The sequence below is a fragment of the Nitriliruptor alkaliphilus DSM 45188 genome (assembly GCF_000969705.1).
In the GTDB taxonomy this organism is placed as follows: domain Bacteria; phylum Actinomycetota; class Nitriliruptoria; order Nitriliruptorales; family Nitriliruptoraceae; genus Nitriliruptor; species Nitriliruptor alkaliphilus.
On the sequence record NZ_KQ033901.1, the window covers coordinates 1 to 20,191 of the forward strand.

Sequence of the window (20,191 nt, forward strand, 5' to 3'; positions counted from 1 at the left end):
CCAACATCCGCGGGATCTACCGCCGCCGCGGCCGCGGCTGCACCGTTCGGGACCCCGCCGGGGTGCCGTCAGCCGACCTGGTCAACCGCCAGTTCGTTGCCGATGCACCCGACCGGCTCTGGCTCACCGACATCACCGAGCACCCCACCGGGACCGGCAAGGTCTACCTCGCCGCCGTGTCGGACGTGTTCTCGCGACGAATCGTGGGCTGGTCGATCGCTGACCACCTGCGCACCGAGCTGCCCGCTGACGCGCTGCAGATGGCGCTGTGGCGCCGGCAGCCACCTGGCGGGCAGACCGTGCTGCATTCGGACCACGGGACGCAGGCAAGGTTCAAGTCCTGGGCGTTCGGGCGGCGGCTGCGGCAGGCAGGCCTGCTCGGCTCGAAGGGCAGTGTCGGTGACTGCTACGACAACTCGATGATGGAGTCGTTCTTCGGGACCCTCCAGCTCGAGCTCCTCGACCAGCACAGCTGGGAGTCGCGCGAGCAGCTCGCGTCCGCGATCTTCGAGTGGATCGAGGGCTGGTACAACCCGACCCGACGCCACACCTCGATCGGCGCCATCTCCCCGGCCGCCTTCGAGACCCTGCACCAGTCCGTCGCCATCGCGGCGTCACCCACACCCCAACCGTCCGCGCTACCGGGGGAGGCTCAGTCACGGTGCAGCGGCGGTCGCGCCTGTAGTGCGTGATGTCCCAGTCATCGGCAAGAGCACGCTCTGCCCGTGATCGGATGCGCCCGACAACACTGTTCGCGGCTCGCTGCTTGGGGATGTCGTCACCCATCCAGTAGGCCCCTCCGTCGCGTGTCGCACCCCAGATGAAGTAGTAGGCCTGACCGAGGCTGAACGATCTGAGCGCGTAGTCGAGTACGTCGTGAGTCTTGTCCCCGGCCTTGAACGGCAACCCATGCTCGTCGAGGGACACGTGGAGGTAAGCGAGGGCCTCCTCTCGCATCAGCCGGTCCCAAGTACTGCGCCAAGAGGCGGTCCACGCCGGCGGCCAATCGGTGTCACGGAAGCGCTGCTGCAGTTCCTCGGTGAGGTCGCGGACCCGTTCGTGGTGGGGCCCGTCCCCGGACAGTCGCCACTCGACGCGCTCGAAGTAGAAGCGCGCGGGGTCGTCGTCCTCCCAGACGAACGCCTCGACGGGCGAGTTCGGGCCGATCTGCCGCCCATACGCCGCACAACTCTTCGAGGAGCTTCACACCGAACGGATGTGACGGAGCAAGCTGCTGCTCCCACTCCCGCATCGGCAGGATGGTGCTGTTGTCTTCGGAGGCTCCGGCGCGCAGGATGGCCAGGAGCCCAGCAGCTTGCCCGAAGCTGAGGTCTTCCAAGGTTGACGGGGTCGCGGTCATCCATCTCGAAGCGCTCGGCAACGATGGCCCGCTGTTCAGCTTCACGATGGCGGGCACGCCCCTCGGCTTCGGCCCAAGCAGCGCCGCACCAGTCCGTCAGCCGCCCGAGCCGCCTCCAGGGTGCTCCGCGACGGCCGCACCTCGAAGCCCTCGAAGACCGCCGCCGGCAGCGCCCTGAGCCAGGCCGCACCGAAGCGGAAGGGGAAGCGGTGAACTTCCTCGAGCAGCACTTCGACGCGCAGGCCGGCGACGTCATCGAGGTTTCGCTCGATCGGGCCGCGAACGTGCGGATCGTCGACACCACGAACCTCTCTCGGTTCAAAAACGCGGCAAGACCTACCAGCACTACGGCGGAACGGCCACCCGAAGCCCCGTGCGCATCCGGGTCCCAAGAACTGGGCGGTGGCACGTCGTCGTCGATCTGGGACCCCGAGGCGGCACCATCCGTGCAACGGCCCGGTTGCTTGCCGCCCACCCCCGTGCACCCCTGCCCACCGAGCAGCAGGCCTGAAGCCGCAGGTCAGCGGAGGGTGGCAGCAGGGGGGCGACCCCCGCAGTGCCCCCGTCTGCGTGAGCACTCGATGCGAGGAACGATGCGAGGAACTCGGCCCCTCAGGGCCCGGAAGCCCGCCTGAAAGGGTCCGAGACAGCACGAAACCCCAGGAGAACCTGGGGTTTCGCGGGGCGCTTCTCGTTGCGTAGTAGCGGGGGAACTCTCGCGAACCTGCGACCCTCCAGTTCCGCAAGCGGAAGAACCGCAGGTCAGAGGCCGTTGCACCACCCCCTGCCCAACCCTGTGCCCCAGCTGGGACAGCGGTAAATCCGAGAAACCGATCGAGAAACGCACTTGTGGGCACCGCTCCTCCACTGTCACCGATCCGCCGGAAGGTAGCGCCGAGCCCACTGGCTGAGCCCATCCCGAGCGCCCCAAAGCGGCGGTTCTGGCTAGTGGGTCGGGTGAGGAGATTCGGTGACTCGCGTCGGACACGCCTGGATCAGGAACCGCTGGCAGCACGGCCGTGCACTCGGCCCGGAGGGCGTCCCGCGCATCGCTGCTGTGCGACGGAAGCGGCCGCGTAGCTCTCGGTTGCTGGAAACGGGCGGTGCCGCTAGCTGTCGGCGACGGGTTGCTTGAACAAGCGGTCGCGTGAACTCTCGGCCCGCGCACGGACCTCACTGAGGCTCACGTCCACGAGACGGCTCTGATGCTTCACGATCCGGCCGGCGACCATCACGGTCTCCACGTTGCCTGCATGGCCGGCGCCCACGACGCTCCCAGCGATGTCGTTGGCTGGCACCAGGTTCGGAGCTTCGAGGTCCATGATGATCAGGTCCGCGTCCTTCCCGGGAGTGATGGATCCGATCCTGTGGCCGAGACCGCAGGCTTCCGCGCCGCGGATAGTGGCGAACTCCAGCAGGTCAGTCGGGGTTGCAGAAGGCAGCTGTTCGTACACGTCGGGTTGCAACGTGACCCCCAACCCGTGCGCCGCGATAGCGGCGCGCATGACGTTGAACATGTCACCGGCGACCGAGGCTTCGGTATCGATGGACAGGCTGGGTCGGATGCCGTGGTTCATGAGCCGACCGGTCGCAGGCGCCCCGAGCCCCGGCAGGACCGCCTCGATCGCGGCCGACACCGAGGCGTGAGCGCCGGCGTCGGCGAGCGCCTTCAACTCGTCGTCGTCGCTGGTACAGCAGTGGATGAAAAGCATGTCCTCACCAAGTAGGCCGAGGTCGGCCAGGGTGCCGATCCCGCGGAACATCGGCCCCCACGGGCCGTTGCCGACGTGCATGCTCATCCGGATCCCGAGCTCACGTGCGAGGGCTACGTCGGCGGCCGTCACCTGTGGGGTAGCCAGTTCCGGGCCGCGCAGCATGGCAGCGAGGGTCACGAGCGCGTCGTCGTCCGAAAGCAGTTCGCTTCGGACGCGGCGGATGTCCTCGGGATGGGTCGCTTCCCCGCGGAGCATCCACTTGTCGGAGTCGATAGACGGCCAGCCGTAGGCGAAGATGGCGCGGATGCCGCTGTCCTTGAGTGCGGCGACGGCCTTGTCCGTGTGCTGGGGGCTGTTCTGGATGTGCGATTCGTCCCGCAGGGTGGTGATGCCCGCGTCCAATGCTGAGTAGGCGCCAACGAGGTTGCCGATGTAGACGTCATCGGGCGTGAAGGCGGGGCCCCAGGTGTTCTGGATGTGGCGTCGGTACGTGGGGAAGTCCCAGCCGACGCCGATCTGGCGGATCGCGCCCTGCCAGGTGTGCCGGTGAGTGTCGACGAACCCCGGGAGGATGATCTTGCCGCTCGCAAGGAGTTCGGTAGCGCCTTCGGCAGCCAGGTCGGGTCCGACAGCGCTGATTTTCCCGTCCTCGATGAGGACGTCGCCGTGCACGGTGCCCAGGTCCTCGTCCTGGGTGAGGACCGTGGCCCTCCGGATCACGATCGGGCCGGTCGGCACGGGTGTCGTCATGCGCGGTCTCCCTTCAGGCGGTCAGCTAGCCAGTCGCTGACGAGCGTGTGCTTCTCGTGTGAGTGGTTGTAGATGCAGTGGTCGCCGTCGGGCCACTCGTTCCAGGTCTTGTCGCTGCTGCCTGCGTGGCCGAACAGTGCTCGCGCGTTCTCGACGAGGAAGACGCGATCGGGAGTCCCGTGCAGGACCAGAAGGGAGCAACGAAGAGCGGACAGGAGTTCGCCGTCGAGCACGAACGTCGACATCACCTCCCGCGCCTTGTCCGGGTCGTCGATCCCGAGCAGGAGTCGTACCTTGTCGATGAACCGCGGGTACCGGTCGGCTGTCTCGACTGGCCGGATCGTGCCGCCGTTCACCACGCAAGCCGTGATCCGCGGGTCGGTCGCTGCCGTCAGGGCCGCCAGGTAGCCGCCCATGCTGTTGCCCCAGATCGCCACCGATGGGGCGACGCGGTCATCCGCCAGCAGGTGGTCGATCACCGCAGAGAACGCGTGCTCGACGCCGTGCTCCATGTGGATCCCGTGGAAGAGTCGCGTCTCACCCTGGCCGGGTCCATCCACGAGAAGGACGGCCAGACCGCGCTCCAGCAGGTAGGTGGCGCCGACGTGGTACTCCTCCCGCCACCCGTCGAAGCCACCCAGAACGATGACGACAGGGACGGACTCGTCGGCTGCCGGTCGATGGAGCCATCCACACAGCGCACCCTGCCGGTAGGGAACCTCGATGCGCTCGACCGGAGGATCGGTCAGTGCTCCGGCCGCGCCGTACGCGCTGATCAGCTGCCGGTACATGACGCGCTTCCTGGGCTCGTCGTCAGCCAGTGGGACCTGACCGACCCGGAAGCAGGCGGATGCGAGTAGGTACCAGCTGCGGGCCGTCGCGGTGTGCCCCGCCCGCAACGCAGCCTCCGCTCGTGCGACGTTGCGTTCGCCGAGCTGCGCGTTGACGTCCGACCACGACTCACCCGCATCGACGCGCTCATAGAGTTCGGCAACGTCGGCGTAGTCCATCCCGTTGCCGAGCAGGCGCTGCCTCGGCATGGCTCGCTTGTGGGCTTCGGCTTCCGCCCGCCAGGCGGGCTGGTCAGCAGTAGGCATGGCCGTCAGACCGATCCGATCCGACTGCGCGGCTTCGTACCGAGGCTCGAAGCCAACGCTGCGACCAGCGCAGGTGTGTCATCAGCGTCTGTCGCGCCGCCGTAGAGGTAGAAGTCGGGTCGTGCAAGGACCGCGCTCAACCCCAGCTCCTGGAACCAGTCGGCGTATCCACCATCGAGGTCTACCGCCGGTGCGCCGCTACCTGCCGGGCCGACATGAATCACGTGCGCGCCGATGTCTCGGAGGAACCGACGCTGCTCATCCGACAGCGCCGCGAGTGCAGCCTCGTCGGCGACGATCAGTTGGAAGCCCGTCCCGATCAGGTCGTCGACCAACCCCTGCTGGCCATCTACCAGCACGGGGAACTGACATGCCGGCATGCCGGCGATCGGGTCGTCCGGACGAGAGAAGGCTGTGGGTCCGGGAGGAACCGTCATCTCCGGCATCAGGGAAGGGTCTTCGGCTGCGGCCTTGAACCCGGCGTCACGTTGTGCCGCGATCTCCTCGTCCATGATGATGCACGGAAGCCCGATCTCGCGCGACAGGTCCGTCCAGCCTTGCACGTTGGGCTTGCGGTCGTCGGTGTACGAATCCAACAAGCCTTCAGGAGCTAGGTCACGAAGAACCAGGTCCAGCCGCCACACGAGAGCTGAGGCATCTCTGATCCCGTTGCACATGCCCTCGCCTGCGAACGGCCACATGATGTGGGCCGCGTCCCCGGCGAGGAAGACACGGCCGCGCTGCCACTCGTCCGCTATGAACTCGCGGAAGCGGTAGATCGGGTGGCGGATGATCTCGACGTCCTCCGGCGTCACCCACGGCGACAGCAGTTGCCAGATGCGGTCGATATCGAAGTCCACGGGGTTCTCGTCGTCCCGCAGGGTGAACTCCCATCGACGGTGACTCTTTCCGAGCTGGAACAGGCAGCCTGGCCGCTTCGGGTCCGCGAACTGCCCGTTGTCGAACGGGAACGAGAGCGGACGCTTCTGCCTCGTGTCGATCACGAGCTGGTTCGGACCCGTCATGCCCTCGGTGGTGGTGATCCCCAAGCGCTCACGGACGAAGCTATTCGCACCGTCAGTGCCCACGAGGTACTGGACTCGCACGGTCCGTTCTGCGCCGCTCTGCCGGTCGCGAACCGTCAGCGTGACGCCGTCCCCGTCCTGGTCGAACGCTACGGCCTCGGTGCCCAACAGGAGCTGAACGTTGCCGGCCGCTTCGACCTGACGGTGCATCGCCAGCTCGAGGTTGTTCTGGTAGAAGATCCAATGTGAGCGCCAGCCGTGCGGTCCGACGACGCTCCAATCCAGGCTGAGCAGCAGATCGCCGCCGAACGCCTCGTTGCGCATGTCGTACGTCTCCCACGCAACAGCGTCCTCGCGGAACTCCTCCCCCGCACCGATCTTCTGCAGGGTCCGCATGATCTCGTCATCGATATGCCCCGCACGCGAAAGCCCGTACAGCTGCTCGTGCTTCTCGAAGACGGCCACCGAGTGCCCAGCCCTGCCCAGCTGTGCGCACAGCATCTGCCCGACCGGCCCGTAGCCGATGACCGCGACGTCGAAGGTGTCCATACCGTCTCCCATCCCAACGGACATCTATCCGTCCAGCGGACAACAGGCTCGCATGGTGTCGGTAGCGCTGTCAAGTAGCCGTGGCCCACTCGCCTCTAGCTGCGACCCGCCCGAACCGAGCGGCGCGGAGGAGTACAACATCGATGTGTCCGCCACGGACGCAAGGAAGGCTCCACTGTCGCGCGAGCAAGACCGCCGCAACGCAGGCAGCCGTGAGGCCGACAGGGCCACCAACGTGCCCCCGGGCCGCTGCCTCTGTCGCCGACGGCCGCGGTGGGTCAGTAGCGTTCATCCACATCGGTGCAACTGAGAGTGACCACATGGATCGCAACGAGACCAGCAAGGACTTCATCGAGGCCATCGCCCGCGGCATGGATGTGATCCGAGCCTTCCGTCCGGGCCGGCCGGAGATGTCACTCACGGAGGTCGCGGAAGCCAGCGGCCTGGCTCGCCCGACCGCCCGCCGCATCCTGCTCACCTTCCAGGAGCTCGGCTACGTTCGTAGCTCAGAGGGGAGGTGGACGCTGACGCCACGCGTCCTGGAGCTCGGCACGGCCTTCGTGCAATCGCAGGGCCTCTGGGAGCTCGCCCGGCCCCATATGGAGGATCTGGTGTCGCAGACCGGGGAATCCTCGTCGATCGCTCAACTCGATGGATCCGACATCATCTACGTCGCTCGGGTGGCCGTTCCGAAGATCATCACCTTCGCCGTGTCGATCGGGACCCGCTTCCCCGCGTTGCAGACCTCGCTCGGCAAGGTCCTGCTGGCCGCGCTGCCACCCGAGGAGGTCCCGGCTCGGCTCGCCGAGCCGAGCCGTTCGGGGATCGCGCCCCGGTGGCAGCCAACCGACGACGAACGCGAACAGCATCTGCGCGAGATCCGCGCTCAGGGGTGGGCGCTTGCCGATGAGCAGCTCGCCGCTGGGATCCGCTCAGTCGCGGTGCCGTTGCGCGATGGTGAGGGCCGCACGATCGCGGCCATGAACGTCACGGTCCACGCGGCGGAGACGGACGTCGCCACCTTGATGGAGCAGCATCTGCCGCGCCTCTTCGCGGCCGCCAGCCGGATCAGCGCCGATCTCGCGTTACGAGACTTGGTCCCGCAGACCACAAGCAGTCGGCTCGACTGAGGGCCGGCCCAACCGGGTGCGGCCTGTGGGGCTCGCGTGACGGGGCAGCACCCCGGCGGGCTTGACAACTGCTCACGCCCTCCGCACGCTACGGACACTTGACCGCCTGACGGTCAACCAATCGTTCACTGGGTTGCAACCGCCACCTCGAGGAACCCCAATGGCGACCGAGATCCACGCTTCGCCGCATGAGGCCGGTCCACTCGATGGGCTGCTGATCGCCGACTTCTCGCGCATCCTCGCCGGCCCGTACGCGACGATGCTGCTCGCCGACTTTGGCGCGGACGTGATCAAGGTCGAGGGACCATTGGGAGACGACACACGGACCTGGAGCCCACCGGTCCGCGACGGGGTGTCGACCTACTACCTCGGCATCAACCGCAACAAGCGGTCCATCGCGTTGAACCTCAAGGATCCAGGGGACCTCGCGACGGCCCGTGAGCTCGCGAGCCGGGCCGACGTGCTGATCGAGAACATGCGTCCCGGTGGTATGGCCCGCTTCGGGCTCGACTTCGATGGCGTCCGGGCGACCAACCCCGGGGTCGTCTACGCGTCGATCTCCGGGTTCGGGACCACCCCGGAGGGCGCGGCGCTCGCCGGCTACGACCTCATGGTCCAGGGCATCTCCGGGCTGATGAGCCTGACCGGCGACCCCGAGGGTGAAGCGTTCCGCGCCGGCATCTCCGTCTTCGACGTGATGGCCGGCATGCACGCGACCATCGGCATCCTGTCGGCGCTCAACCACCGTCACGCGACGGGCGCGGGCCAGCACGTCGAGGTCAACCTGCTGTCCTCGGCGCTGTCGGGCCTGGTCAACCAGGCCAGTGCCGCGGTCGCCGGTGGCATCACGCCGTTCCGGATGGGCAACGCCCACCCGAGCCTCTTTCCGTACGAGCCGCTGCCCACCGCCGACGGTGCGATCATCGTGATCGCCGGGAACAATGGGCAGTTCGCGACCCTGTGCGACGTGCTCGGGGTCCCGGAGTTGGCCGAGGATGCACGCTTCGCCTCCAACGAGGACCGGACCGCCAACCGCGACCAGCTCGGGCCACTGCTCGTCGATGCGCTGGCCGGGGACACCACCGACGAGTGGTTCGCCAGGTTCCGGGCGAAGGGGCTGCCCGGTGGCCCGGTCAACACCGTCCCCGAGGGCGTCGCGTTCGCCGAAGCGATCGGTCTGGAGCCGGTCGTCGAAGTGGGCGACGGCGACCGGGCCATCCCGTCGGTTCGCAACCCCATCTCGTTCTCCGACACCCAGGCGTCGTACCGCTACGCGCCTCCGGGCCTCGACGAGCACGGCGACGAGATCCGCGCCTGGCTCCGAGCCCCCCGCGACTGACGACGCGCCGGCGACCGACCGGACCCGAACAGGAGCGACGCGCCCGTGACCGACCGCACCGAGCCGAGCTACCCGACGTCCCTCGGGGCGTCCGACGCCACCAGCATCACCCTGCTGGGACAGGACCTCGCCAGTGACATCATGGGCGAGGTCGGGTTCGGGGAGCTGTCGCTGTGGCTGCTCCTGCGCCACCGACCCGAGCCCGGGCAGATCCGGGTCTTCGAGGCGGTGCTCGCGTCGCTCGCCGATCACGGCTTCGTGCCGACGGCCATCGCCGCGAGACTCACGCTCCTGAGCGCTCCGGATGCGCTCCAGGGCGCGCTGGCAGCCGGCCTCCTCGGGGGCGGATCACGCTTCCTCGGCGTGACCGAGGACTGCGGACAGTTCCTGGCAGGGAAGGTGTCCGCACACGAGGGACCTCTGCCCGAGACCGACGGGGACTGGGACGAACTGGCGCGCACGGTCGTGACCGAGGAACGCGCCGCCCGCCGCATCATCCCCGGGCTCGGCCACCCCACACACACCGCGGACCCGCGGGTGCCTCGTCTCCTCGAGATCGCCGAGGCGGCCAGTCTGCGCGGCCCGCACCTGCGCCTCTTCGAGGCCATCGGCCGTGTGCACCACGAGGTGCTCGGCCGGACGCTGCCGCTCAACGGTGCAGGTGTCGGGGGCGCTGCCCTCGTGGACGCGGGGATCCCGTTGCCGATGCTGCGGGGTGTCGCGCTGCTGGCGCGGGCGGCGGGCTTGATCGGCCAGCTCGCCGAGGAGCTCGATCGGCCGATCGCCAACGACATCTACCTGGCGGTGCACGAACGCACGGAGTACATCGATCCGAAGTGACCGCGCGCCGGTCGGGTCACCGGCGCGTAAAGGAGAGGGCACGTCATGGCGACGACACCAGAGAACCTTCGCGACCAGGTCGTGACCGCGTTCGGGGCGACACCCGACCCGAGGATGCGTGAACTGCTGACCACGCTCGCCAAACACCTGCACGACTTCGCCATCGAGACGAACCTCACCGTCGAGGAGTGGCTCGGTGGCATCGAGTTCCTCACTGCCGTCGGCAAGATGAGCGACGAGAAGCGTCAAGAGTGCGTGCTGCTCTCCGACGTCTTCGGCCTCTCGGCACTAGTCGACTTTCTCAACGGCCCCCAAGATCAGGACGCGACCGAGAACGCTCTGCTCGGACCCTTCTACGTTTCCGACGCACCCTTGATGGAGAACGGCGACTCGATCGTCCAGCAGCACGAGGGGGAACCGGTTCGACTCGAGGGCCGGGTCACGGGCAAAGGCGGCGAACCGCTGCCCGGAGCGCAGATCGAGATCTGGCAGATCGCCGCCAACGGGCAGTACGACGGCCAGGACCCCGACATGGTCGAGAACAACATGCGGGGCCGCTTCCGCACCGACGACGAAGGTCGCTACTGGCTTGTGACGAACCGACCGTTCGGCTACTCGGTGCCGACCGACGGCCCCGTTGGTCGGTTGCTCGACGTGCTCGGGCGCGACCCGATGCGGGCCGCGCACATCCACCTGCGCGTCAGCGCCGACGGCTACCAGCCGCTAGTCACCCAGATGTACGACGCCGACTGCGACTACCTCGAGACCGACGTGGTGTTCGGAGTCCGTGAGTCGCTGATCACCCCGCTCGAGGACGACGGGGACGGGGGTTTCATCGCCCGATTCAACGTCCGACTTGCCCCCGCAGGCTGACCGCAGCCGGCTGCGGCCACCCCTAGCGCATGCTCGGAGCAACATCGAGACGTACGTCACGGACACCTCTGGCCTCAACCCGGGGCAGCTCACGGTGGTGGCCCGCCCCCGCCTGCCTGCGCTGGCTGCGCTTGAAGGCTTGCTCGCTTGTCGCTCCTGATGTCAGCTGCGGCGCGAGCGAGAGGCCGCACGCCCGGTGGGCCGGCGTGCCATCCAGGGTGCACCACTCTGCGCACCCCCGCGACGTCGAACCCGCAGGTGGGGACGGGTGGGCACGGGGGGGTGCTGCCCCGGGCTGCCCGGGGTAACGAGCGTGGCACAGGTCGAGAACCCCCGGCCCAGCCGGGCAACTCGCGGACCTCGAACACGCAGGAACACCGAAAGCCCCCGATATCGGGGGCTTTCGGTGTCGTGTGTCTCGATCTTTGTAGCGGGGGCAGGATTTGAACCTGCGACCTCCGGGTTATGAGCCCGGCGAGCTGACCGAACTGCTCCACCCCGCGCCGATGTGCGCACCGTACCGACCAGGACGCTGGAGCGCGAAACGGCGCTCGGAGCGCCGTGCGGTCTCCGGACGGGCAGACCCCGCCCGGGGCGGTGGGGGCGGGGACGTTCGGCCGCTCCCGCCGCGGCCCGGAGGAGCCGACGATGGCGATCCCACACCACCGCACGACAGGGACCATCGTGTCCGCTCAGAACCCGCCGCTTCCTGGCCCTCGCAGCCGTTCTCGGGCTCGCGACCGGGGCTGTCGCCTGCACCGCCGAGGTCGACGAGGACGGTGCTCGTATCGACGTCGAGGACGGGGACAGCGCGGGGTACTGATCGCGCGCAGCGGGTGGCCCGCAGGCCGGTCGTGCTGGCTGGACCGCACGCCGGGGCGGAATCCGCACACGCCAACGACCCCGGTCGTAGGCTTCGCGCCTTCGGTCCGGGGGTAGAGCCCCCGGACCTCGACGGTCAAGGGGTACGAGTGCGTACGACCAAGATGAAGCGCGCGGTGGCAGCCGCCTCCGCGCTGGCCCTGCTGCTCACCGCCTGCGGCGGTGACGACGGCGGTGCCGAGCAGACGCCGCCCGCCGAGGACGACGGCGGCGACGACGGGACCGACGACGACGGGACCGACGACGACGGCACGGACGACGACGGCACGGCTGCCGAGCGCAACGTGGGAGACGGTGTCCTGACCGTCGGCACGCTGCTCCCGGAGACCGGGTCGCTCGCCTTCCTCGGCCCCCCGGAGTTCGCCGGCGCTGAGCTGGCGGTCCAGGAGATCAACGAGGCAGGTGGCGTGCTCGGTGAGGACGTCGTCCTGATCCAGGGTGACTCCGGCGACACCACCACCGACATCGCCAACCAGACCGTGGACCGCCTGCTGAGCCAGGGCGCCGACGTCATCGTCGGTGCTGCCTCCTCCGCGGTGTCCTTCACGGTCATCGACAAGATCGTCAGCGCGGGTGTCGTGCAGTTCTCGCCGGCCAACACCTCGGCGGAGTTCACCACGTACGACGACGACGGCCTGTACTTCCGCACCGCGCCGTCCGACATCCTCCAGGGCCAGGTGCTCGGCGAGCTGATCGTCGAGGAGGGCAACGCCACCGTCGGCATCATGGCGCTGCAAGACGCGTACGGCGAGGGTCTGGCCGACACCATCGAGGAGACCGTCACGGACTCCGGTGGTGAGGTCGTCGAGAAGATCATCTACGACCCGCAGGCCCAGAACTTCGACGCCGAGGTCCAGCAGTTGGTCGACGCCGACCCCGACGCGATCGCGGTCATCGGCTTCGACGAGTCCGCCCGGATCCTGACCGCCCTGTTCGAGGCCGGCATCGGTGTCGACAACAAGACGATCTACGGGTCGGACGGCAACATGGGCAACGCCCTCGGTGAGAACTTCACCGACAACCCGCACGCCATCAGCGGCATGAAGGGCACCACGCCGCTGTCCGAGCTCGACGACACCTTCCAGCAGCGTCTGCTCGAGGTCGACCCCGACCTGAGCGACTTCAACTACGCCTCGGAGACCTACGACGCCATCATCGTGACGGCGCTCGCGGTCATCGCGGCCGACTCCGACGTCCCGAGCGAGTTCGCCAAGGAGATCCCGGGCGTCACCAAGGACGGCACCCAGTGCACCGAGTTCGCGGAGTGCAAGGAGCTCCTCGAAGCCGGTGAGGACATCGACTACGTCGGCAAGTCGGGCCCGATCGAGCTCGACGACGTCGGCGACCCGTCCTCGGCGAGCTTCGCGATCCTCGTCTTCAACGACGAGGCCGTGCTCGACACCGAGCGCTACATCATCGCCGGCGGCTGACACGTCACCCGGTGACACGGCGAGGGCCCCGCTCCGGCGGGGCCCTCGCTCGTGCGACGTCGACGCGCCGGTGAGGCTCAGTCCGCTTTGGCGAGGGTGCCGAGGTACAGCTCGATGACCTTCGGGTCGCCGAGCAGATCCATGCCGCGGCCCTCGTAGGCGTTGCGGCCCTGGTCGAGCACGTAGCCGCGGTGGCAGACCTGCAGGCACCGACGGGCGTTCTGCTCGACCATGACGATCGACACGCCGGTGGCGTTGATCTCGCGGCAGCGGACGAACACCTCGTCCTGGTAGGCCGGTGACAGGCCTGCGGACGGCTCGTCGAGCAGGAGGACCTTCGGGTCGGACATCAACGCCCGGCCCATCGCGACCATCTGGCGCTCACCACCGGACAGCGAGCCGGCCTGCTGCTTGCGACGTTCGCCCAGCAGCGGGAACAAATCGGTCACGTAGTCGAACCGGTCCTCGAACCGGTGCCCGCCGAGGAAGAGCCCCATCTCGAGGTTCTCCATCACCGACAGGTCCGGGAACACGTTGGCGACCTGGGGCACGTAACCGACACCCTTGCCCACCAGCGAGTGGGCCTTGAGACCCGTGATGTCCTCGCCGTCCAGGGTGATCGTGCCCTCACGGATGTGGATCAGGCCGAACAGCGACTTGAGCAGCGTCGACTTGCCGGCACCGTTCGGGCCGATGATCCCGACGAACTCCCCCTCGCGCAGCTCCAGGTCACAGCCGTTGAGGATGTTGACCTCCGGCACGTAGCCGGCGATCAGGTCCCGCGCCTCGAGCAGGAACCCCTCGGAGGTCTTGATGCGCTCGATGTCGGCCCGGTCGCGGACCTCCCGGACCTCGGCGCGCTCGGCCTCCTCCTCGGCGGTCAGGTCCTCGTCGTGGTGCGCACCGAGGTAGGCGTCGACGACCGCGCGGTTCTGGGCGATCGCGGCCGGTGGTCCTTCGGCGATGATCCGACCCTCGGCCATCACCACGACCCAGTCGGAGATGTCCATCACGACGTCCATGTCGTGCTCGACGAAGATGACGGTCATGCCCTGGTCCCGCAGGCCCTTGACGTGCTGGAGCAACGACTGGGTCAGCGCCGGGTTCACGCCGGCCATCGGCTCGTCGAGCATGACCACGTCGGGCGCGACCATCAGGGCCCGTGCCATCTCGAGGAGCTTGCGCTGTCCACCGGACAGGGTCCCCGCGAACTCGTTGCGCATGTGGTCGAGCTTGAACCGGGTCAGCAGCGTGTCGGCACGCTCCTCGATCTGCTGCTCCTGGGACCGCCACAGCCGCGGGAGGTGGGCTCGGACGAAGTTCTCGCCCCGCTGTGAGGTCGCGCCGAGCTTCATGTTCTCGATGACCGGCAGCTTCGACAGCGACTTGGTCAGCTGGAAGGTGCGCACCATGCCGCCACGGGCGACCTTGTGGGCCGGCTGCGACGCGAGCTCGCGCGAGTCGAACTGCCAGCTGCCCTGGTCCGGTGCGTCGAACCCGGTCAGCAGGTTGAACAGCGTGGTCTTGCCGGCCCCGTTCGGTCCGATCAGCGCGGTGATCAGCCCGCGGGGGATCTCGAGGTGGTCCACGTCGACGGCCACGAGCCCACCGAAGGACCGGCGCACGCCGTCGACGATCAGCACGGGATCGGGCTTGGCGACGCCCGGCACGGGGTCGACGCCGGACAGGTCGCCGACGGGGCGCGGGGCCTCACCGTCGGCCGGAGGCGTGGTCTGGTCAGGCATCGAGTTCCATCTCCCTCCGGTCGCCGAGGATCCCCTGAGGTCGGTAGATCATCAGCAACATCAACCCCAGCCCGACGAGCATGAAGCGCACCTGGCCGACCTGCGTCCCGCTCATGATCGACGTCGGGATGTGCCCAGCGCTGATCGCCTGGCGCAGGAAGTTGTCGGTGAACGAGAGCACCATCCAGAAGATCATCGACCCGAGGACGGGGCCGAACACGCGTGCGGTCCCCCCGAGGATCAGCGCGAGGTAGGCGAAGAACGTGATCGGCGTGGAGTAGGTGTCGGGCTGCACCGACTGGGTGCTGGTCGCCAGGACCATGCCGCCGAGTGCGCCGATCACACCGCCGTAGATCAGGCTCTGCATCTTGTAGGCGTAGACGCTCTTGCCGAGGGAGGTCGCGGCGTCCTCCTCCTCGCGGATGGCCTTCAGGACCCGGCCCCACGGCGAGCGCATCGTGAGCCACACCGACAGCGAGGTGAGCGCGACGAGGCCCCAGGCGACCGTGAGCAACCACAACCGGTTCTGGCTGTAGGTGAACGGGCCGAACCCGTAGTCGCCCGGCGGGAAGGGGTTGATGTCGTAGAACCCCCGGGCGAACCGGGTCAGGCCGTAGGAGCCGCCGGTCACCTCGCGCGTGCTCGGCGAACGCAGGATGAAGCGCAGGATCTCGGAGGCGGCGATGGTGACGATCGCGAGGTAGTCGGCCCGCAGGCGCAGCGTCGGCAGACCGAGCAGGAGCGCCAGGGCGACGGCGGCCGCCAGCGCGATGATCAACGACACCCAGAACGAGAACCCGAAGTAGGTCACGCCGATGGCGAGCCCGAACGCGCCGGCCGACATGAACCCGACCTGGCCGAAGTTCAGCAGGCCCGTGTAGCCGAAGTGGACGTTCAGGCCGATGGCCGCCAGCGCGAACACGGCGGAAAACTCACCCACCGCCGCGCGGATCACGTTGCTGAAGATCGATCCCCAGTCCATGAGCTAGCCCTCCTCAGCCGACCCGCTGTCTCTTGCCCAGGATCCCCTGGGGTCTGACGAGCAGGACCAGGATCATCACGAGCAGGGCCCCGACGTTCTTGAGGTCGGGGGCGACCACCAGCGTCGACATCTGGACGAAGATGCCGATCACGAGGCTGCCGACGAGGGCGCCGTAGGCCGTGCCCAGCCCGCCGAGGATGACCCCGGCGAACATCAGCAGCAGCAGGATGAAGCCCATCTGCCAGCTGACCTGCTGCGACAGGCCGAAGAACACCCCGCCGAGCGTGGCCAGTCCGCCGCCGACACCCCACACCCACAGGATCACGCGTTCGACGTCGATGCCGGACGCCTCGGCGAGGTCCTTGTTGCCGGCCACGGCCCGCATGGCCTTGCCGACCTTGGTCTTCTGGAGCATGAGCCCGACGGCGCCGAGGATCAGCACCGACAGGACGATGATCACCAGGTCCTTCGGCACGATCCGGAACGGCCCGAAGTTCCACGCCTGCTGCACCGCGTACTGGGCGTAGGGGCGCGTGCGTCCGTCGAAGAAGTACAGGAACAGGTAGCGCAGGAAGATCGACAGGCCGATGGAGACCACGAGCATGGCGATCAGGCCCGTGCCGCGTCGGCGCAGGGGTCGCCACAGCCCGAGGTCCAGGGCCATGCCGCCCATCCCGCCGATGACCACACCGATCAGCACGGCGGGGATGAGGTGGACCCCGAAGATCTGGTTGACCGCCCAGACCGCCAGGGCGCCGAAGGTCACCAGCTCGCCGTGGGCGAAGTTGACGAGGCCCGTGGTGCCGAAGATCAGCGACAGCCCGATGGCGGCCATCGCGATGATGAGGCCGAACTTGATGCCCTCGATCAGCAGCTGGACCGCGGTCACCAGCACGCGTGTGTTGGCCGTCCCGCCCCCCTCACCGAGGGGGTAGAGCAGCGGACGCGACTGGTTGGCGCGGATGGAGAACTCCAGCGTCGCCCGATCCGGGTTGCGCAGCTCCATCCCGTCGGGGAGCGTCTCCTGGAGCAGGGTCGCCCGGTAGTCGCCGGGGCCCGGCAGCGGCAGGAAGAAGGTCCCGTCGTCCTCGGTGACCGCCGTGCCGACCTCGCCCTCCTCGGACTCGATGATGATCTCGACGCCGGGGACCGGACCTTCCTCGTTCTCGATCGTGCCGCGGACCGATTCGGACGCGTCCTCCTGCGCGATGGCCGGGGCAGCCGCCGACAGCAGCAGCCCGGTGAGCACGGCGACGAACACCACCACGAGTCGACGCACGTGAATCTCCCTACGCGGACCGTTCCAGGACGCGCGGAGCCTAGGAGGCCCGGGGGCCCAGAGGTGACCTTTGCGTCGAGTCGTCTGCGATGTCCCGCGGACCGACCGCTCCTTGCGCGCGCCCGGGATGATGGTGTAGGCGCGTCGTGACCGCCCGGTGGCTCGTCTCCGGGCGCTCCGACGCGAGGAGGCCCCGCCGGAGCGGGGCCTCCTCGACGTGCGGTTGGTGGGTCAGGCGTCGTCGTCAGTGGCCGTGTCCCCATCCACGCCTTCGTCGGCGCCGAGGTCCTCGACGCCGATGCCCTCGAGCTCGGCCGCCTGCTCGAGCAGCGACTGCGCTCGGGCGATCTCGCGCTGGTAGACGCCGAGGTCACCGTCACGCAGCGCCACCTCGGCGCGGGCGAACGCCGCCAGCGCCTGTTCCAGCAGCTCACGCGATGTCCCGGCCTGGGGGCCCGGATCGGGGTCCTCGTCCTCGGCGGGCGTCTGGTCGGGGTCGACCGGGGTGTCCGCGTCGCCCGTCGGATCCTCCACCGAGATCGGGCCCTCCTCGGCGTCGACGATCGAATCGGGCACGTCGATCCCGAGCAGCTGCCCGAGCGCACCGGCGAAGGTGCGGTCGAAGGCGGTCCGCTCACCGAGCACCAACGCGACCCGCGCGAGCTCGGGGATCTGGGCCTGGTCGGCCTGGAGGAAGAGCGGCTCGACGTAGAGGATCGAGTTCGCGATCGGCAGCACCTGCAGGTTGCCGCGGATGACCTGGGTCCCGGCACGCTGTCGCAGCGTGATGTACTCGGAGATCAGGTCGTCCTGCTCGATCCGTGCCTGCGCCTGCGCCGGTCCGAGCACCAACTGGTTGGACGGGAAGCGGACCGAGAACAGCTCGTTGAGGTTGTCCCCGTCACCACGTCCGGCCAACCAGGACACCATGTTCTGGCGACCCTGGGCGAGGTAGGGCTGGATGAGGACGAACTCCTCCTCGGTCTCACCCGGCAGGCGCATCAGCAGGTAGTACGGCTCGAGCGGGCGCCGCAGCGCGCCGGCGAGGTCCTGCCCGCCGGTCTCGTTGGCGGCCGCAGCCGGGTCCAGCGGGATCGACCAGGCGTCGGCGCGGTTGTAGAAGGCGTCCACGTCCTGGATGTGGTAGACCCGGAACAGCTCCGCCTGCAGCCGGAACAGGTCCTGCGGGTAGCGGAAGTTGGCCGCGATGCCGTTCTCGGCCTCCTCGACCGGGGTGATCAGGCCGGGGAAGGCCTGCTCCCACGCGTCGAGGATGGGGTCGTCCTCCTCGACACGGTAGAGGGTCACGGTCCCGTCGAACGCGTCCACGACCGCCTTCACGCTGTTGCGCACGTAGTTGACCGGCACCTGGCGCCCACCGAGCTCGAGCACGCTGCGCTGCGAGTAGGGGTAGGCCTCGGAGGTGGTGTAGGCGTCGATGATCCACTGCACCCGACCGTCGTCGCTCACCACCGGGTAGGGGTGGCTGTCGAGCTTGAGGAACGGAGCGATCTGGGCCACGCGTTCGGTCACGCTGCGGTGGTAGATGATCCGCGAATCGTTCTCGATGAGGCCCGTGAGCACCAGGTTGTAGTCCGCGAAGCGCAGGGCGTAGGCGACGCGCCGCATGAACCCGCCGATGGCCACCCCGCCGCCACCGTCGTACTCGGTGAAGACCTGCTCCTGGGTGTCGGGGTCCTCGAAGTCGAGTTCACGCTCGGCGGTGCGCACGAGCGAGTAGGTGGGCTGGTTGAACTCACCGAAGTAGATGCCCGGCTGCTCGTCCGGAACGATCCGGTCCTCACCGGCGGGGGGGATGTTGGAGGACAGGAAGACCGGCTGCCCCTCCTGGTTGGCGGTGTTGACCTGTGAGGCCACCACGCCGTAGCCGTGGGTGAAGGTGATGTGGCGGTTCTGCCACGTGTCCGTGCCCTCCTGCAGCTGGGAGAGCTCACGCGTGGAGATCATGACCTGACGCATCTCGCCGTCGATCACGTAGCGGTCCACCGACACCGTGTTGAACTGGTAGAAGGGCCGCAGCGCCTGGAGCTGCTGGTAGGTGGTCTCGAGGACGCTCGGGTCCCACAGCCGGATGTTGCGCAGGGTCACCTCGTTCTCGATGACGTCGGCCTCGTCGAGGTCGTTGTCGATCGAGAACGGGCGGCGCTCGACGTCGGCGAGCCCGTAGGCGGTCGTGGTCGCCTCGAGGTTGTGCGCGATGAACGGTTCCTCGCGCGACAGCTCCTGCGGATCGACCTGCAGCCGCTGGATCGCAGCCGGGTAGGCCCCCTGGAGGATGATGGACGCCACGATCAGGAGCCCGATGGCCGCACCCGGCAGCAGGAAGCCGGCGCGACGGATCGCCATCAGCACCAGGACGATGGCGACGACGCTCGCGCCGAGCAGCAGGTACAGCGCGGGCAGCTCGGCGTTGACGTCGGTGTACGACGCGCCGGTCACGGTGCCGCGCGGCGAGTAGTTCAGGGCGTAGCGGTCGAGCCAGTAGCCCCACCCGCGCACGGCGAGGAGCGCAGCCAGGAGCACGGCGAGGTGGATCCTCGCCGCCGGCATCAGCTTCTCCTCGGCCTCCGGCCGGATGCCGCCGAGCAGGTAGTGCGCACCGGCGCTCAGCAGGAGCGTGAGCACGAACGCGGTGAACAGCCAGGTCTGCACGAACGACCAGAACGGCAGCTCGAACAGGTAGAAGCCGACGTCGACCCCGAAGGTCGGGTCGGTGATGCCGACCTCGACGCTGTTGCGCCACAGCAGGAAGGACTCCCAGTTGGCGCTGACCGCCAGCCCGGAGGTGAGCCCGAAGACGACCGCGACAGCACCGATGAGCCACGGCAGGAAGGGATCGGCCATCTCGCGGTAGCGCTGGATCTGCGCCTGCTGCGGTGACGACGGCACGAAGAACGGGCGGACCCGCCGGGCCACGGCCAGGTTCCCGGCGATCAGCAGGGCCAGCGCCAGCCCGAAGACCACACCGAGCAACAGGCGGGAGCCCAGGACGGTCGTGAAGACCTCGGTGTAGTCGCGCGCCTGGAACCACCAGTAGTCGGTGACCACCACCGCGACACGGTTGGCCGAGAACAGCACGAGCAGGACGGCGAGCACCACGACGGTGCCGAGCCGGCGGCGGACGAGATCGCCCACGGATGCGAGCCTTCCGGTGGTCGGGTCCCCCGCGCGGAC

Annotated in this window: 13 protein-coding genes, 1 tRNA gene and 1 pseudogene; 7 read left to right on the forward strand and 8 right to left on the reverse strand. The window is 68.4% G+C overall.

The features are described 5' to 3' along the window. A partial coding sequence (locus NITAL_RS00005) for an IS3 family transposase (protein WP_157041521.1) occupies positions 1-692 on the forward strand: 692 nt, incomplete at its 5' end. Positions 693-1,694: 1,002 nt separating this feature from the next. Continuing rightward, positions 1,695-1,871: pseudogene (locus NITAL_RS29475) on the forward strand (DUF1883 domain-containing protein); the annotation flags it as partial. A 598-nt stretch (positions 1,872-2,469) separates the two neighbouring features. On the opposite strand, the gene NITAL_RS00010 reads toward NITAL_RS29475, so the two are convergent. Genes NITAL_RS00010 through NITAL_RS00020 form a run of 3 tightly spaced genes read right to left on the reverse strand, consistent with a single transcriptional unit; the run spans position 2,470 to position 6,496 of the window. After that, entirely contained in the window at positions 2,470-3,825 is a 1,356-nt protein-coding gene (locus tag NITAL_RS00010; RefSeq protein ID WP_052664071.1) for an amidohydrolase family protein, read from the reverse strand. Next, on the reverse strand, positions 3,822-4,922 hold the full coding sequence (locus NITAL_RS00015) for an alpha/beta hydrolase family protein (protein WP_083441044.1): 1,101 nt from the start codon (positions 4,920-4,922) through the stop codon (positions 3,822-3,824). Before NITAL_RS00015 ends, NITAL_RS00010 begins: the two co-directional genes overlap by 4 nt. Before the next feature lie 5 nt (positions 4,923-4,927). Then, positions 4,928-6,496: a bifunctional 3-(3-hydroxy-phenyl)propionate/3-hydroxycinnamic acid hydroxylase gene (locus NITAL_RS00020; protein ID WP_169786677.1), complete on the reverse strand. Its 1,569-nt coding sequence runs from the start codon at positions 6,494-6,496 to the stop codon at positions 4,928-4,930. A 320-nt stretch (positions 6,497-6,816) separates the two neighbouring features. On the opposite strand from NITAL_RS00020, the gene NITAL_RS00025 reads away from it, so the two are divergent. From NITAL_RS00025 to NITAL_RS00040, 4 genes are all read left to right on the forward strand, one after another. After that, complete coding sequence (locus tag NITAL_RS00025; RefSeq protein WP_052664074.1) at positions 6,817-7,626, forward strand: IclR family transcriptional regulator domain-containing protein; 810 nt, start codon at positions 6,817-6,819, stop codon at positions 7,624-7,626. 160 nt (positions 7,627-7,786) lie between these two features. Further along, entirely contained in the window at positions 7,787-8,965 is a 1,179-nt protein-coding gene (locus NITAL_RS00030) for a CaiB/BaiF CoA transferase family protein (protein WP_052664075.1), read from the forward strand. A 45-nt stretch (positions 8,966-9,010) separates the two neighbouring features. Next, the gene (locus NITAL_RS00035) at positions 9,011-9,805 is read left to right on the forward strand and encodes a citryl-CoA lyase (protein ID WP_052664076.1); all 795 of its coding nucleotides are present in this window, start codon (positions 9,011-9,013) and stop codon (positions 9,803-9,805) included. Positions 9,806-9,850: 45 nt separating this feature from the next. Then, the gene (locus tag NITAL_RS00040; protein ID WP_052664077.1) at positions 9,851-10,678 is read left to right on the forward strand and encodes a dioxygenase family protein; all 828 of its coding nucleotides are present in this window, start codon (positions 9,851-9,853) and stop codon (positions 10,676-10,678) included. 428 nt (positions 10,679-11,106) lie between these two features. On the opposite strand, the gene NITAL_RS00045 is transcribed toward NITAL_RS00040, so the two are convergent. After that, positions 11,107-11,181, reverse strand: a tRNA-Met gene (locus NITAL_RS00045). Between the two features lie 468 nt (positions 11,182-11,649). Between NITAL_RS00045 and NITAL_RS00050 the strand changes: the two genes are divergently transcribed. Next, complete coding sequence (locus tag NITAL_RS00050) at positions 11,650-12,990, forward strand: ABC transporter substrate-binding protein (RefSeq protein ID WP_211262109.1); 1,341 nt, start codon at positions 11,650-11,652, stop codon at positions 12,988-12,990. Positions 12,991-13,067: 77 nt separating this feature from the next. On the opposite strand, the gene NITAL_RS29480 is transcribed toward NITAL_RS00050, so the two are convergent. From NITAL_RS29480 to NITAL_RS00070, 4 genes are all read right to left on the reverse strand, one after another. Then, positions 13,068-14,735, reverse strand: coding sequence for an ATP-binding cassette domain-containing protein (locus NITAL_RS29480; RefSeq protein ID WP_083441045.1), 1,668 nt, complete (start codon positions 14,733-14,735; stop codon positions 13,068-13,070). Next, positions 14,728-15,717 carry a branched-chain amino acid ABC transporter permease gene (locus NITAL_RS00060; RefSeq protein WP_052664078.1) on the reverse strand — a complete coding sequence of 330 codons (990 nt, stop codon included), beginning with the start codon at positions 15,715-15,717 and terminating at the stop codon, positions 14,728-14,730. The genes NITAL_RS29480 and NITAL_RS00060 overlap by 8 nt, the downstream gene beginning before the upstream one ends. Before the next feature lie 13 nt (positions 15,718-15,730). Further along, positions 15,731-16,996 (reverse strand): branched-chain amino acid ABC transporter permease, encoded by a 1,266-nt coding sequence (locus NITAL_RS00065; RefSeq protein WP_052664079.1) that lies wholly within the window; start codon positions 16,994-16,996, stop codon positions 15,731-15,733. Between the two features lie 231 nt (positions 16,997-17,227). After that, positions 17,228-20,152 carry a UPF0182 family membrane protein gene (locus tag NITAL_RS00070; protein ID WP_052664080.1) on the reverse strand — a complete coding sequence of 975 codons (2,925 nt, stop codon included), beginning with the start codon at positions 20,150-20,152 and terminating at the stop codon, positions 17,228-17,230. Positions 20,153-20,191: the final 39 nt, after the last annotated feature.